We start from the raw sequence: 15992 nt of genomic DNA, 5'->3' as shown, positions 1-15992 counted from the left end.
CGCTCACCCCTTATTACCTTCTGCCAGCACTTTATCTTTTAGAAATGTCAGCCTTCCTCCATACGTTTTTTGAAGGTTTTCAATCGTAAACACTTCCTCCGCCGGTCCGAAGGCGATTTTCCTTAAATGAAGCAGCAATATCCAATCGAAATAGTCTTCGGCGGTTTGCAGGTCATGGTGGACGACAAGTACGGTTTCGCCCTTATCCTTAAGCTCCGCCAAAAGAGTCATGATTGCCCGCTCCGTCGCTGCATCCACGCCGGCAAACGGTTCATCCATAAAGTAAATGTCGGCGTCCTGGCAGAGTGCCCGGGCAAGGAATACCCGCTGCTGCTGGCCCCCTGACAGCTGGCTGATCTGCCTGTTCGCATAATCGAGCATGCCGACTTTTTCCAAAGCCGCTTCAGCCATTTCCGCGTCTGCCTTTTTCGGTCTTTTCAGCAAGCCGATTCGGCCATACCTTCCCATCAGCACGACATCGAGAGCGCTGGTAGGAAAATCCCAATCAACCGAACCTCGCTGCGGCACATATCCGATTCTTGTCCGCTGTTGTTTATAAGTTTCGCCGTAAATGGAGATGTCTCCTGAGGCACGGGGCACAAGACCGAGAATCGTTTTGATCAAAGTGGACTTTCCAGCGCCGTTCGGGCCGATAATACCGATTAATTTCCCCTCCGGCACCTGCAGCGAAATCTCTTGCAGAACGGGCTTTTTATCATAAGCGACTGTTACATTTTCCAGCTCAACAGGAAACATTTCTTTCACCCCTATTCCTTATTTAAGCGCTTCGGTAATCGTGTTGATATTATGGCGGAACATGCCTTCGTATGTGCCTTCTTTTGTCCCCTTTTCACCCATTGCATCCGAATAGAGCTGACCGCCGATTGACACCGAATGGCCTTTTTCTTTAGCCCCTTCCACCACGGCATTAATTGATTTTTCAGACACGCTGCTTTCTACAAAAACAGCCTTAATTTGTTTTTCTGCCAAAAGCTCAACCAGGTCCTGTACATCCTTTAAGCCATAATCTGAATCTGTGCTGAGCCCCTGCAGGCCTTCCACTTTAAATCCATACTCTTTCCCAAAATACGCAAACGCATCATGAGCGGTTACAAGCACACGGCTTTTCTCCGGAATGTTCGCAACCTCCTGACGAGCCCATTTATCTAAATATTGCAAATTATCTTTGTACTCTTTTGCGTTTTTCTTAAAATCATCCGCATGCTCAGGCATCGCTTTGCTGAATTGCTCTTCGATTTCATCAATTGCGTAAATCCATAATGGGATGCTGAACCAGACGTGAGGGTCATACATCTTCCCTTTTTCCGCAGAAATAAGCTTGCTTTTCGGAATCGCTTCGGCAACCGCCGCCGCTTGTTTTTGTTCACCTATTTTACGGAGAATGTCTTCCATCTTCCCTTCGAGATGCAAGCCGCTGTACAGTACAACGTCTGCTGATGTCAATTTTCTCGTATCACCTTGTGACGCTTTGTAAAGGTGCGGGTCTACTCCCGGTCCCATTAAAGAAGTGACCTTAACATGCTTTCCGCCGACTTTTTCAGCCGCGTCTGCAATTTGGGAAGTCGTTGCCGTCACTTGCAGCCGCTGATCAGAGCTTTTACCGGAAGACTCTGATCCACAACCCGTTAAAGCAAGGCATGCAAGGATCAATGCCGCTATCAGTCCTCTTTTTTTCATTTGTTCCTCCTCTTTGTCATCGATGTCCTGTTGTTTTATCTTATGTTGTGTTTTCTTAGACATGTGACATTTAATTAGACAAAAGCATGTTTTGTTTATATAGGACAAAAAGTTTCCTTAGTGCAAAAATATCGCGTTTGTCCATTTCTGTCAAGATATTTTCACATAAAAAAACCGGCTGGTTCAGCAGCCGGTCAAACGAGAAGGGATGTATTCAACGCTTTTACTCTAACAGCACACTCACATTCTCTCAAATTGATAAAATGCCTTTTTCTCATCCATGCTGTGTGAAAACATCCATTTTGGTCACATATTTTCGCATTATTTCCTGATTTACTTCAACCCCTAAACCAGGCTGTTTCGACACAGAAATAAATCCGTTATCGATACGGATATCAGGGGTCACAATATCCTCATCCCAATACCTTGAAGATGACGAAATATCGCCCGGTATCGTAAATTGGGGCAAGGAAGCCAGCGCCACGTTTTGCGCTCTTGAAATGCCAGTCTCCAGCATTCCTCCGCACCAAACCGGCATATTGTGCTCCTTGCACAGATCATGGATTTTCAGAGCTTCCGTCAATCCGCCGACACGAGAAGGCTTGATATTAATTACTTTGCAGCTTCCCAGCTCAATCGCCCGTCTCGCGTCATCAGCTGAGCAAATGCTTTCGTCAAGGCAAATCGCCGTTTTCATATGCTTCTGCAAGTGGCGGTGATCAACAATATCATCAGCTTGGAGCGGCTGTTCAATCATCATTAAATGATATTCGTCAAGCTCCTTTAAGCGGCTGATATCCTTGAGTTCATAAGAGGAATTCGCATCAGCCATAAGCGGGATGCCAGGGAATCGGCTGCGGATGGCTTTTACCAGTTCCACATCTTGTCCTGGCTGAATTTTAATTTTTATTCTTTGATAGCCTTCTTTTTGATAAGCATCAATTTCTTTCAGCATATCCTCAAGAGGCGCTAAGCTGACAACGACCCCGGCAGGGACTTTGTCTCTTGTCCCTCCTAATGCCTCCGCAAGAGAAATCCCCTTCTTTTTTGCATAAATATCCCAAACAGCCGATTCAAGCCCCGCTTTTGCCATCCTGTTACCTTTATAGCGCGCCAAGCTGTCCGGCACTTCAGAAGGGTGGCTGAATTCACGTCCGACGACATTAGGAATAAAAAAATCCTTCAGCATATGCAGACAAGTGCCAATCGTTTCCTCGGTGTACCATGGTGAGGAGAATGCAGACACTTCTCCCCATCCTGTAACTCCGGATATATCGATGGCTTCTACAATCAAAAATTTGCGCTCCTGAAGCGTCTCAATACTGTTTTTGAACGGTTTTTTTAGATTCATGCTCAAATGATAAAGCGTAATTTTTTCTATTTCGATCATAACAGTTCTCCTTTACGCGCATCCTTCAGCTGATTTCGCAATAGCTTATTCGACGCATTGCGCGGCAGGCGGTCTAATACAAAGAATTTTGCCGGAACTTTATATTTCGCCAATCGTTCTTTGCAAAAAACGGTCAGTTCTTCAGCGCTGACAGGCTGATGGAGCACAAGATAAGCATGAGGCACTTTTCCCCATTTTATGTCCTCCGCGCCTGAAACGCCGGCTTCTGCAACAGCCGGATGAGAAAGCAGCACAGACTCCACTTCAGCGGGATAAATATTTTCTCCGCCTGAAATGATAAGATCTGATCGCCTGTCTAATACATATAAAAACCCTTCACTGTCCAAATAACCGAGATCGCCTGTTTTCAGCCAGCCATTTTGAAAGGATGCTTTATTTGCGCTTTCCCGGTTGAAATAGCTTTTCATGACATTCGGGCCTTTCACCATAATTTCACCGTGTTCAAACGGCTCACACGCTTTTCCGTCCCGCTCAATTTTGATTTCGCATGAAAACAGCGGTTTTCCTGCTGATCCGAGCTTTTCCATACTGAATTCCGGCGAGAGAGTAACGATTTGTGAGCACGTCTCCGTCATTCCGTATGATTGAAAGACGGGGAAGCCTTTCTCTCGGCATTCTTCCAGCAAAGGAAGCGGCGCAGGACCTCCGCCGAGCAGGATGCATCTGAGGGATGACGGGCAGCAGCTTATTTCTGCTAAAAGACTTGCCAGCATTGTCTGCACCGCAGAAATAATCGTAACTTGATGCCTGTCGATAGAATCCAATACATCACTTACGGAAAAACGCTGGTGAAGCACGACCGTCATTCCGTAAATCACAGATTTAAATAATGCGGACAGTCCGCTGATATGAAAGAGCGGCAGCGTGATAAGCCAGCGGTCTTGTTCTGTTATACCCAAATTAAGAGCAGAAGACACCGCACTGAAATAATGATTTCCAAACGTTTGCTGAACTCCCTTGGGCTTGCCGGTTGTCCCGGAGGTATACATGAGAGTCGCCGTTGCGTCCATTTGCATGTATGGCTCAATTTCAATATCCTGTGCATCTTCTTTTACCAGTTCATCCACATTAACGGTTTCAACCATATGCTCATAATCCTGCATGTCAAAACTTTCATCCGTCAGTAAAAAGCGGGCGCCGGAATCCTCCAGCTGGAACAGCCTTTCATGTTTAGACAGCTTTGTATTGAGCAGCACCGCTTTTACGCCGAGCAAAAAGCACGCGTGTACGGCATATACCATCTCCGCCCGGTTTCCGAGCAGAAGAGCCGCGGTGTCCCCTTTTCGAAAAGAATGAGCGGAAAGCTGGGACGCCATTCGTTTGGATGCGGCAAATAATGCAGCAAATGTCACGGTTTGATCTCCATAAATGAGAGCGATTCTCTCAGGTGTTAGCTGTGCCCGTTGCAGGAGCCAGTTGGGCTGTTCTGTCAGCATGTCATCATCTCCGAGGTAAAATTACTTTATTGAAAAGAAAACAGCTTGGACCGCAATGGCTCAAGCTGTTCGTTTCATACGTATCTGCTGATCACGGAAAACGCGGGAATTGACCGAAATCCGGTTTGCGTTTTTCCTTAAAGGAATCACGGCCTTCTTTTGCTTCATCAGTTGTGTAGTAAAGAAGGGTTGCATCCCCTGCAAACTGCTGAATTCCAGCAAGTCCGTCTGTGTCCGCGTTAAACGCAGCTTTAAGAAAACGAAGTGCGGTCGGGCTTTTCTCAAGCATTTCTTCACACCATTTAATCGTTTCTTCTTCAAGCTGTTCCAAAGGAACAACTGTGTTGACAAGTCCCATATCCAGCGCTTCCTGCGCGTTGTACTGACGGCACAGGTACCAGATTTCACGGGCTTTTTTATGTCCTACGATTCGAGCCAGGTAGCCTGAACCGTATCCTGCGTCAAAGCTTCCCACTTTAGGGCCGGTTTGTCCGAAAATCGCATTGTCGGCAGCGATTGTCAAGTCACATACGATGTGAAGCACGTGTCCTCCGCCGATCGCATATCCGGATACCATCGCAACAACAGGTTTCGGAATGACGCGGATTAAACGCTGAAGATCCAATACGTTTAAACGCGGAATTTGGTCGTCGCCTACATAACCGCCGTGTCCTCGCACTTTTTGGTCTCCGCCAGAACAAAACGCTTTGTCTCCGGCACCGGCAAGCACGATAACGCCGATGTTTTGATCATCTCTCGCGCGAGCAAATGCATCAATCATTTCAGCAACCGTCTTAGGGGTAAACGCATTATGTACCTCAGGGCGGTTGATAGTTATTTTTGCAATACCATTATACGTTTCATACAGTATTTCATCGTATGTACGTTCAGTTTTCCATTCTACAGCCATGATATGACCTCCTCTATTTTTCCATATGAACGAGTTATAAGTTTGTTAAAAACCCACTCACTATTTTACCAAAAAAACGCGGCTGTTCCACATGCACTGTATGGCCTGCTTCAGGAACAATCTCTATTCTACTAGATGGAAGCTTCTTATGCACCTCTTGATTAATGGCGCAAAACTTTTCGTCCCATTCTCCGCAGATGAGAAGCACAGGCGCCGCAATATCTTTTAACCGGCTCCACCAGGAAGGCTGTGAACCGGTGCCCATACCGATTAAACTGTTGGCCAGTCCAATGTTATTGTTTCTAAGACGGCCCGACCGTATCCTTTGCCGAACGCCTTCAGCAAGCCGCTGCTGCGTTGAAAACAAAGGGATGCCTTCCCAATAGTCCACAAAGGCTTTGATCCCGTCACGCAAAATAAAATCGGCAAGCTTCCGATCCCGCAAGATTCGTTCTTTCCGTTCCCCGAGGGTTTTAAGGCCGGGTGTCGTGCTTTCGAGCACAAGCGCTGATATCCGTTCGGGGTATGTGCTGGCAAAGGAATATGCAAGCCTTCCCCCCATAGAATAACCAATAAGTTTCACTTTGTGAAGTTTTAAATGATCAAATATTTCGGCAAGGTCTGAAACTTGCCGGCTCGTGCTATACCTTTTTCCATTCAGCGGGGCATCACTTTCTCCGTGCCCTAAGCAATCAATTTTGATGACACGGGAATCAGGCAGCAACTGGTCCAGAAAGGTCCAGGATTGTTTGCTGCCGGTAAACCCGTGCAGACAGACTATGACATCAGAAGCATTCGGCCGATCATCTGTCACAGCATAGCGGACGCCGTCTGCAACAGTTATGTTTACAGTTCCCATTGTTTTTTCACTTCCCGCACAGCCTCATTCAGCATATCACGATGAAGCTGAACTCTTGATTGGCGATCAGTCTTGATTTCTATAATGTGAAGGCCGGGCTTGTCAGCCTGCGGTGCGTATGATGCTTTAAACTCATCCCACGAAGCCGGGCATGAATACGTGCCCCCGTAAAGCTCAGCCGCATGCTTGAAATCGAGCCCCGTCGGCGTGCCGAACAAATCTTCAAAGTGTGTCTTTTCAGATGCCTGCGGCAAAAATGAAAAAATCCCTCCGCCGTCATTGTTCACGAGGATCACAGTAAGCGGAATGCCCAGTTTTTTAGCCGCCAGCAGCCCGTTTAAATCATGATAAAAAGACAAATCCCCGATCACGAGTGTCACAGGTGCTTTTGTTCCTTCACAAACACCCATGGCAGAAGAGACAACACCATCAATCCCATTTGCGCCACGGTTTGAATAGATACGGAAATTGCGGTCCTGATTTTCGAAAAACGTATCGACATCCCTGATTGGCATGCTGTTTCCGACAAACAGCGAGCTATTTTCAGGCACAAGATGCTGGAGGATTCGATAGAGGTTGCCCTCAAATGAAACCTCTTCACTGCTGACCGTTTGCAGATATTCACGGAAACGCTGATTCACGATCTGCCATTTTTCCATCCATTCCGATGTTCGATCCATTCCAGTATGTTCAGCCATGATCGCGTCGGCAAAACTAGACGGGCTGCAGTGAATCATATGTGCGCTTGCCTGTGTCGGGTCTCTCCAGCCGCCATCCTCATCAATCACAATCTGCTGAATGGCCGGGTCATCCTTCAGCCACAAAAAAACCGGCTTTGAAACAGGCATCGGTCCGAAACGGATCACGACATCAGGCCGCAGTGCTGACTTCAGCTCATCATCTTTCAAAAATGAGTCATACGCATCTATAACGGTGCTTTTATCATGGACGCCGTTCCGCAGGTTAGACAGCGGGTCAGCTAAAATTGGATAATGCAGCGCTTTTGACAGCTCCACAATTTTTTGCTGATCAGCATCACTGTGGAGTTCCCCGCAGACAATCATGCCTTTTTCGGCCTCTTTCAATATCATAGCCACGTCAGACAGAGAGTCCCGGTCCACGGATTGCGTACCCGTTTTCACTGACACGTGACGCCCAGTTCTCATTCTTTCAAACGGCTGATCAGAAAGGTCAGGCATCAGCGGCTCACGAAGAGGTACATTCACGTGCACAGGCCCCATTGGACGCTTTTGCGCTTCCCCGGCGGCACGGCCTGCCAGCGTTCGGATATATCTCAGCATATGCGGCGACTCTTCGGGAAGAGCAGAGTCTGTGAAAAACTTAACAAAGTTACCGAATAAGAAGTGCTGATTAATGGCCTGCGGTGCGCCTACTTCACGCAGCTCGTGCGGCCGATCAGCAGTTAACACTATAATCGGTACTCTTGAATAATGGGCTTCAATCACAGCCGGATAAAAGTTGGCCGCGGCTGTTCCTGATGTGCAAATCAGAAGCACGGGACGCTGCTGTGCTTTTGCCAGCCCTAATGCAAAAAATCCGGCAGATCTTTCATCGATTTGGATATGGACGTTGATATCCGGATGCGCGGCAGCTAGAATTGCCAGCGGTGTAGATCTTGAGCCCGGACAAACAACAGCGTCCGTAATTCCGGAAAGAGCGAATTCATCAATAAAGCTTCCGATGTAATGAGTAATCGGGTTCACTGTCAACGTCTCTCACCTCCCAGTGCAGAGATCATCGGCTTTAATTTAATCTGTGTTTCTTCGTATTCCGATTGCGGTTCAGAGTCTTCCACAATGCCGCACCCGGCAAACAGGCGTGCTGTGCTGCCTTCAATCAGCCCTGAACGGATGGCAACAGCAAATTCTCCGTTATCCTGACTGTCAATCCAGCCGACAGGAGCCGCATACCAGCCGCGGGACATCGGTTCGATCTCTCTGATCACTTCTACAGCTTTTTTCTGAGGTGCTCCCCCAAGCGCCGGTGTGGGATGCAGTTTCTCAATTAAGTCAAAAAGCGAAGCAGACGCGTGAAGCTGTCCGACAATCGGCGTAAATAAGTGCTGGACGCTTTTCGTTTTGTACAATACAGGTTCGTCAGGCTTTTCAACGTCAGAACAGCTTGATACAAAAGCGTTATGAATCATGCCTACAACAATGTCATGCTCCAGCAGATTTTTCTCATCGTTTAATAATTCAAGGCCGATGCGGCGGTCTTCTTCTTCATCGGAGCCGCGCTTTACGGAACCTGCCAGACAAGTAGACATGACAGTGTTGCCATCTCTTTTGATCAGTCTTTCCGGGGATGCGCCGACAAAGGTTTTGCCTTCTTGTTCAATTGCAAAAACATAGCTTGTCTGCTGATCGGTCAAAAGCGTTTTAAGCACCGGTTCCATTTTGACCGGACCGTCAAACGTGAGCAGCAGCTCTCTGGCAAGAACCACTTTATCATATTGATTCTCTTTAATTTGGCTTGTTGCCGTTTCGATTGCTTTTAGCCAATCAGACTTATCCAGCTCCTGAGATGCTGTCATCACAGCCTGATCTTCTTGATTTAAATCGGGGACCATAAATTCCGCTGCAAAAGCTTTTAAGCCTTCCAAAACAGCTTCTGCATCATCTTCTCCGCTGACCCATCTGTTGACTGTTAAAAACGAACCGTCAGCAGACATTGTCAGCATAAGCGAAGGCACAAAGAAATCCCCTTCCGAGAAATGGTCCCATTGAGTACCTCTTTCTTCGTAAGGGTCAAAGGAAAAGCCTCCGAATAAGACAGGTCCCACTGCAGAATGCTGCAGCTTTTCTTCTTCATAAATATGAAAAGCCGTCTTTTTAAAGCGCTCCCATTGTTCAAAAACCTCGCGATACCGCTCGTCGTTTTTTTGATTCGTCTGGAAAACAGCTTCTTTGCCAAGACCGACTATTGTCAATTCACTTTCAGGTTCTGACCAAAAAAATCGATTGCCTGTATATTTTTTTGCTCCGTAATTGAAAAATGATAGAGGGTCAAGAGACTCAATTTGTCTCGAATAGCTTATTAAGACAGCATGGTTGACTTCTTTGGCTTTATGTAATGCATGTAGAACTTCCTTTCGGAACGTACGCTGCACCGTTGTCACCATGAGACATTCCTCCATAATTCTTAAAATGCTTTTAATACCTTACACCTGTGTCTACATTGTGTCAAATACACAGATCATGCAGTCCAAATGGCCTGCCTTACCTATTATAAACCTAATTGCAGAAATGAAAAAGAAACAAACCTTAAATTTCTTTCTCCACTGATAGCAAAGCTTGTATCCGCTTACCATATAAGGAAAATCTCCTATATTCCTCCACAAGGGATTTATGAAAGTTCTCAGGCGATCTGTCCATACTAAAGGTATGCATTACAGAGAAACGAGGCGATCATATTGCTTACAAACGAACAGCTTCAGCATTTAAAAAAGGAACTTGAACAAACGAAAGAAGATATATTGAACCGCTTCAAAGACAATGACCATTTTCAGCTCAATTCCGCTTTTCCATATGATTCGTGGGGTGAGCTTTCTGCTTATGACAATCACCCAGGCGATCAGGCGACAGAGCTTTATGAGCGCGAAAAAGACATTGCTCTTGATTTGCATGAACGGGAGCATCTCCGTGACATTGAGCATTCATTGAAGGCGATAGAAAACGGCACGTACGGGATTTGTGAGGTCAGCGGAAAGGAAATTCCTTATGAACGCCTAGAAGCGCTTCCGACTGCTACAACGCTCGCGGAATATTCATCACAGGATGTTGTTTCCAAAGACCGTCCGATCGAAGAAGAAACACCCTTCGGGCAATTTGAATTTGACGATGATGAAGAAATCAGAGCGCCTTACGACAGTGAAGATTCCTACCAGGACGTTGAAAAATACGGAAACTCAGAAACACCGCAAGACATGGAAAATCCGCCGCTCAGCTATGATGATATGACGATGAATGCCGAAGAAAATATCGGCAATACAGAATCATATGAGAATTTCATTGCCACAGATATTACAGGCAAAGAAATTACAGTGTATCCAAGCAGGGCACATGAACGTTATGAGGAAGAGCTGGATGAAGAAGGCATCATGACGACGTTTGGCGATCTCCATGCAGATTGAACCCCCAGGCAAAGGGGGTTCTCTTTTGTGTTTTCATAAATGACCGCATTACAGCGGCTCTCTACATTATCTCTCCCGCATATCAGGGGTTTGATCTATCCAAGATAAAGGGTAAACCTACATGTAAAATAAATACATACCGGAGGGAAATATATGAAAAAGATGTTCGGCGCAATCGTAGTTTTTATCATTACATACGCACTGTTTTCAGCCGCAGACTTTCTATTTCCGATCGACCAAAGTTGGTATCATTCACTGAAAAAGCCAGACTGGACGCCAAGCGGGTCAACGATCGGCATCATCTGGGCCGTCCTGTTTGCACTGATTTCTCTTTCAGCTGCCATTGTTTTTGCCAAATGTTCATTTAAAAAAGCCAAAAGCTTTTGGCTGGCGTTTTTGATCAATTATGTGCTTAATCAGGCATTCAGTTATTTTCAGTTTACGCAAAAGAATCTCCTTGCCTCATCCATTGACTGCCTGCTTGTCGCCATAACAGCGCTGGTTGTAATCATCATTGCAAAAGTATACAGCAGGGCCGCAAGCTGGCTTCTTGTGCCTTATTTTTTATGGAGTGCCTTTGCAACTGTCTTATCCTTTACGATCTATTCAATGAATCTTTGAACAAAAAAAGCCGCTCAAACAGCGGCTTTTTTACATCATCGGCTTAATTCTCCAAATGTGTTTCGCATATTCGTGAATCGTCCGGTCGCTTGAAAAATAACCTGAATGGGCAATGTTTAAAATCGAACGCTCTGACCACTTTCGCCGATCTTGATAATCGGCTTGAATACGCTCCTGGGCATCCGCGTATGAACTGAAATCCTTCAATACAAAATACTCGTCATTATGCGGCAGCAGCGAATCATAGATGGATTCAAATTCATCGGCTTCACCTTCAAAAAAACCGTTGATCAGCTGATCTGCTACCTGCCTGATTCTGCGGTCATGCTGATAATACTCCCTTGATCTGTAGCCTCCGTTTTCCTGGTAGGAAAGAACGTCATCCGCTTTCAAACCAAAAGTGTAAACACAATCAGCTCCGACCCGTTGCAGCATTTCAATATTCGCCCCGTCATGCGTGCCGATTGTCAGCGCGCCATTCATCATAAACTTCATATTTCCTGTACCGGACGCTTCCTTGCTTGCAGTCGAAATTTGTTCACTTACATCTGATGCCGGAAAAATCTGCTCCGCCATAGAGACCCTGTAATTTTCTAAAAAAACGACCTTGAGCAGCTGCCTCACCGCCGGGTCATAATTTACTTTCTCCGCAACGGAATGAATCAGTTTAATAATTTTCTTCGCGTAATGATAGCTTGGTGAAGCCTTTGCTCCGAAAATAAAGGTTTGCGGATAAATAGAAAATCCCGAATCCTCCTTCAGGCGGTTATACAAATACATAATATGAAGAACATTCAGCAGCTGCCGTTTATACGCATGAAGCCGTTTCACCTGTACGTCAAATATGCTGTCCGGATTTACAGCCACTCCGGCCGTGCAAAAAATCAGATCAGCAAGCTCTTGCTTTTTTCTGCTTTTGTTGTTTTGGAACTGCTCAATAAAAGCGGGATCAGTAGCGTATGGTTCCAGCCGAATCAAGGATTCAGGCTGTTTTATCCATTCATCGCCTATCGCATCCGTTATCATCGCAGACAAGCCGGGATTGGCTTTTAACAGCCAGCGCCTATGGGCAATTCCATTTGTTTTATTGTTAAACCGATTCGGAAACATCAAATGAAAATGACGCATCTCTCGTTCCTTTAGAATGTCGGAATGAATTTTGGCAACTCCGTTTACACTGTAGCTTCCCACTATTGCGAGATGAGCCATTTTGACAACTCCGTGCGCCGTAATCGCCATATCCTCTATCCTTTTCCAGTCACCGGGATACTTCTCCCAAACCGCTCTGCAAAACCTCTCATTAATCTCTTCAATAATCATATACATTCGCGGGAGCAACGGCTTAAATAAATGAATCGGCCATTTTTCAAGCGCTTCTGACAGTGTCGTATGATTCGTATAGGAAATTGTATGTACCGTGATATGCCAGGCATCTTCCCAGCTCATGTTTTCTTCATCAAGCAAAATCCGCATCAGTTCAGGCACAGCAAGTGCAGGATGGGTGTCATTAATATGAATGCTTACTTTTTTATGCAGACCATATAATGATTGATTCGTTTTGCGGTAATTGTTCACAATGCTTTTTAAACTTGCACATACTAAAAAATACTGCTGCTTCAGCCGTAATATCTTACCCTCGTCATGCGTGTCATCAGGGTATAAAAATTCAGATACAGCTTCTGTTTCCCGTTTATAAGACAAAATATTGCCGCCATGATAATGCGCATAAGGTTCGGCGTTCCAAAGTCTTAATGTGTTGACTGTGCCCGTATCGTATCCGATGATCGGGATATCATAAGGAACGGCGGTAATGATTGTTGCTTGCTCATGACGAAAATGCAGACGGCCGTTTTTTTCAGTCATATGCACCTCGCCCCAAAACGGCACGTCAACCGCTTGATCAGCATTTCTTACTTCCCACACATTTCCGTTTTTCAGCCATTGCTCAGGCAGCTCAACCTGATGCCCGTCAACAATTTTTTGTTCAAATAAACCATGCTTATAGCGAATCCCCATCCCATGCCCAGGCAAGTTTAACGAAGCCAGAGAATCTAAGAAACAAGCTGCCAATCGCCCCAGACCTCCATTCCCAAGCCCTGCATCACTCTCCATATAAAGGATCTCGTCTAAACTGATGCCGATCTCTTTCAGACCCGCTTCCACTACATCCCGAATACCGAGATTCATTAAATTTTGTTCAAGGAGCTGTCCGAGAAGAAATTCAATCGACAAATAGTATGTCTGCTTTCCGGAATTGGACCTGCTTCTTTCATTTGTCTGGATCCAATCAGCGCTGATGTACTCTCTGATCATATTGCCTAAGGTTTTATATTGATCAAGCCTGGAAGAGTCCTTAAAGCTTTTCCCGCACGTCATTTCCAGACGCTTTAAAAATAAGGCTACAAAGCGTTCTTTACTCGAGAACATCCCGTCCACTCCTTGTCACATGCTCGAAAATGCGCTGATACTGTTTGGCTGATTGTTTCCAGCTGTAATCTGCATTCATTGCGGTCTTCATGATGCTCTTCCATACATCCTTTTGGCGATAAAACGACAGCGCCCTCTCGATCGTAAATTTCAGATCGTGAGCATTAAAGGCTGAGAACGTAAAACCGTTGCCTGTGCCCTCTTCCTCCCGGTAGGAACGGACAGTGTCATAGAGCCCGCCTGTTTCTCTGACAATCGGAATAGCGCCATATTGAAGCGCGATCATCTGCCCCAGGCCGCACGGCTCAAATTTCGACGGCATCAGAAACAAATCCGAGCCCGCATAAATCTGATGGGCAAGCGGCTCATCAAACCCAATATACGCCCTGCATTTATCGTGAAATGCAAATTCAATGTACCGGAAGTAGTCCTCAAATTCCCGTTCCCCCGTACCGAGCACAATCAGCTGTATGTCTCTCTCCTCCAGCAGCTCGTGCATCATTCTCTTAACAAGATCAAGCCCCTTCTGTTTGGTCAGCCTTGTTACCATACTGATCAGCGGAATATCTTTTCGTTCCGGAAGGCCCATCCGCCGCTGGAGCTTCGTTTTATTTTCTTCCTTTAAATCAAGACGTTCAGGATCGTAATGCATCTCAATATACGGATCGCTCTCTGTCTGATAGAAAGAGTCATCAATACCGTTTAAGATCCCTGTTAAATCTTTTTCTCTATGCTGCAAAACTGGCTCAAGCTGCTCGCCGTAATACGGCGTTAAGATTTCATTTCTATAAGTCGGGCTCACCGTTGTTACATGATCAGCAGCGAGAATCCCTGCTTTCATAAAATTAACAAATCCATTGCATTCTAATCTCTCATAATGAAAATGACTCATGTCCAGACCGAGCAAGTCATGTGTCACCTCAGGCGGGAATATACCTTGAAACTGCAAGTTATGGATCGTGAGCACACTTTTCATCTGCTTATAAAAAGGGCGCTTGCTGTATTCCTCTTTCAACAAGTAATTGACCATCGCTGTATGCCAGTCATGAGTATGAATGATATCGGCTTGAAAACTCACTGCTTCTGCCGCTTCCAGCGCAGCTCTTGAAAAATAAGCAAACCGCTCCCCATCGTCAAAATGCCCGTACAGGGAATCCCTTGAGAAATAATATTTATTGTCGATAAAATAATAATTCACACCATCTTCAGCCAAATGTTCAATCCCGCAATATTGCTGACGCCAGCCAACAGCAACCGTACATTCAGCTGTTTTCTTCATACGCTTTTTCCAAGGATCAGGAATTTGACTGTATTTCGGCATGATCACCGCTACGTCGTTCCCAAGACGAGAAAGCACTTTGGGCAGCGCGCCGGCCACATCGGCCAGGCCTCCTGATTTTACAAACGGGATACATTCTGAGACAGCAAATAACACCTTCAAGAATTCATCAGCTCTCCTTGCACCAAACCTTTTTTTAATACGAGCGGCTGCTCCTCCGTTCCCGCAGCTTCAGTTGTATTGCCGATTTTGACATCTTTATCAGCAATCACCTGCTCCAGCAAACAATCCTCACCAATCTGCGTTTTTTGCATAATAATGCAGTTTTTCAGTTTTGTGCCTTTCCCGACATGCACCGCCCTGAACAAAATGCAGTTTTCGACCTCTCCCTCAAGCACACAGCCGTTTGCCACTAAAGAATTTCTAACAGTGCTGTTCTTCCCGTATTTCGTGGGGGGCTCATCCTTCACTTTTGTATAAATCGGCTGCTGAGGCAAAAACACCTGCTGCCAAAAACGCGGCTGAATAAGCTCCATACTGTGGGTATAATACTTTTCTACAGAATCAATAACAGCTGTATACCCCGAATATTCATATGGGCAGATGGTCAATGCGGAGGCTTCCTTTTCAACAACCTCCTGAATGGTTCTGTATCCTTTTTCAATATGTCCGTAGATCAGATCCTTCAAGAGTTCAGAAGACATGATATAGATTTGCAGCGACTGACCGTCCTGAAAGACCTCGGTAATGTCACAGCCCGCCTCCTGATGTCTTTTCAGCACGTATTGAAATTGAATGTTGCACACAGTATGGCTGTTGGTGATGACGGCATATTGCTGTGTGCTTCTATGAAAGTAATCAAGATGATCAGAAAACTGGCGAAATGAACCGAATTCATTATACTCATCATGCAAATGCGGTGACGGAAAAAAAAAGAGGCCGTCCTTTTTTCGGTGCAAATCCCATTCCTTCCCTGCTCCAAGATGATCCATAAGAGACCGGTAGCGATATTTCGGAAAAATCGCCACACTCCTAATGTCCGCATTCACCATATTGGACAGCATAAAATCTATCAAACGGTATCTGCCAGCAAAAGGAATCGCACCAAGCGACCGCTGTGCGGTTAAATCCTGAAGAGAATGCTTATATGTGGTTTCATCTATAACACCTAACATTTGATTATTGATCAACTGATTCT

At 45.7% G+C, this 15992-nt stretch carries 13 protein-coding genes; 2 read left to right on the top strand and 11 right to left on the bottom strand.

Going from position 1 to position 15992, the window contains the following annotated elements; genetic code table 11:
- Positions 1-3 precede the first annotated feature (3 nt).
- From ACQVGS_RS05780 to ACQVGS_RS05745, 8 genes are all read right to left on the bottom strand, one after another.
- Positions 4-756, bottom strand: a complete 753-nt coding sequence (locus ACQVGS_RS05780) for a metal ABC transporter ATP-binding protein (RefSeq protein WP_474393351.1) — start codon at positions 754-756, stop codon at positions 4-6.
- A gap of 18 nt (positions 757-774) precedes the next feature.
- A complete protein-coding gene (locus ACQVGS_RS05775; protein ID WP_095714582.1) occupies positions 775-1698 on the bottom strand; it encodes a metal ABC transporter solute-binding protein, Zn/Mn family in 924 nt (307 codons plus the stop codon).
- 274 nt (positions 1699-1972) lie between these two features.
- Positions 1973-3088 (bottom strand): o-succinylbenzoate synthase, encoded by a 1116-nt coding sequence (gene menC / locus ACQVGS_RS05770; protein ID WP_216394984.1) that lies wholly within the window; start codon positions 3086-3088, stop codon positions 1973-1975.
- Positions 3085-4545 (bottom strand): o-succinylbenzoate--CoA ligase, encoded by a 1461-nt coding sequence (locus ACQVGS_RS05765; RefSeq protein WP_474393353.1) that lies wholly within the window; start codon positions 4543-4545, stop codon positions 3085-3087. The genes menC and ACQVGS_RS05765 overlap by 4 nt, the downstream gene beginning before the upstream one ends.
- 91 nt (positions 4546-4636) lie before the next feature.
- Entirely contained in the window at positions 4637-5455 is an 819-nt protein-coding gene (gene menB, locus ACQVGS_RS05760; protein WP_010331603.1) for a 1,4-dihydroxy-2-naphthoyl-CoA synthase, read from the bottom strand.
- Positions 5456-5489: 34 nt separating this feature from the next.
- Positions 5490-6314, bottom strand: a complete 825-nt coding sequence (gene menH / locus ACQVGS_RS05755; RefSeq protein ID WP_491831153.1) for a 2-succinyl-6-hydroxy-2,4-cyclohexadiene-1-carboxylate synthase — start codon at positions 6312-6314, stop codon at positions 5490-5492.
- Complete coding sequence (gene menD / locus ACQVGS_RS05750; protein WP_101863550.1) at positions 6302-8044, bottom strand: 2-succinyl-5-enolpyruvyl-6-hydroxy-3-cyclohexene-1-carboxylic-acid synthase; 1743 nt, start codon at positions 8042-8044, stop codon at positions 6302-6304. Before menD ends, menH begins: the two co-directional genes overlap by 13 nt.
- On the bottom strand, positions 8041-9456 hold the full coding sequence (locus ACQVGS_RS05745) for an isochorismate synthase (RefSeq protein ID WP_106020318.1): 1416 nt from the start codon (positions 9454-9456) through the stop codon (positions 8041-8043). Before ACQVGS_RS05745 ends, menD begins: the two co-directional genes overlap by 4 nt.
- 291 nt (positions 9457-9747) lie before the next feature.
- On the opposite strand from ACQVGS_RS05745, the gene ACQVGS_RS05740 reads away from it, so the two are divergent.
- Both ACQVGS_RS05740 and ACQVGS_RS05735 read left to right on the top strand, forming a co-directional pair.
- Positions 9748-10467 carry a yteA family sporulation protein gene (locus ACQVGS_RS05740; protein ID WP_024122606.1) on the top strand — a complete coding sequence of 240 codons (720 nt, stop codon included), beginning with the start codon at positions 9748-9750 and terminating at the stop codon, positions 10465-10467.
- A gap of 153 nt (positions 10468-10620) precedes the next feature.
- Complete coding sequence (locus ACQVGS_RS05735; RefSeq protein WP_151174464.1) at positions 10621-11088, top strand: TspO/MBR family protein; 468 nt, start codon at positions 10621-10623, stop codon at positions 11086-11088.
- A 30-nt stretch (positions 11089-11118) separates the two neighbouring features.
- Here ACQVGS_RS05735 and glgP read toward each other — a convergent pair whose 3' ends face one another.
- Genes glgP through glgD form a run of 3 tightly spaced genes read right to left on the bottom strand, consistent with a single transcriptional unit; the run spans position 11119 to position 15984 of the window.
- Entirely contained in the window at positions 11119-13515 is a 2397-nt protein-coding gene (glgP, locus tag ACQVGS_RS05730; protein WP_491831149.1) for a glycogen phosphorylase GlgP, read from the bottom strand.
- Entirely contained in the window at positions 13502-14956 is a 1455-nt protein-coding gene (glgA, locus tag ACQVGS_RS05725; RefSeq protein ID WP_188323246.1) for a glycogen synthase GlgA, read from the bottom strand. The genes glgP and glgA overlap by 14 nt, the downstream gene beginning before the upstream one ends.
- Positions 14953-15984 (bottom strand): glucose-1-phosphate adenylyltransferase subunit GlgD, encoded by a 1032-nt coding sequence (gene glgD / locus ACQVGS_RS05720; RefSeq protein ID WP_491831147.1) that lies wholly within the window; start codon positions 15982-15984, stop codon positions 14953-14955. Before glgD ends, glgA begins: the two co-directional genes overlap by 4 nt.
- Positions 15985-15992: the final 8 nt, after the last annotated feature.

The organism is Bacillus sp. SD127, assembly GCF_058566445.1.
The sequence above is the reverse complement of the archived record's forward strand: the minus strand, read 5'-3'. Positions and strand labels throughout refer to the sequence as shown.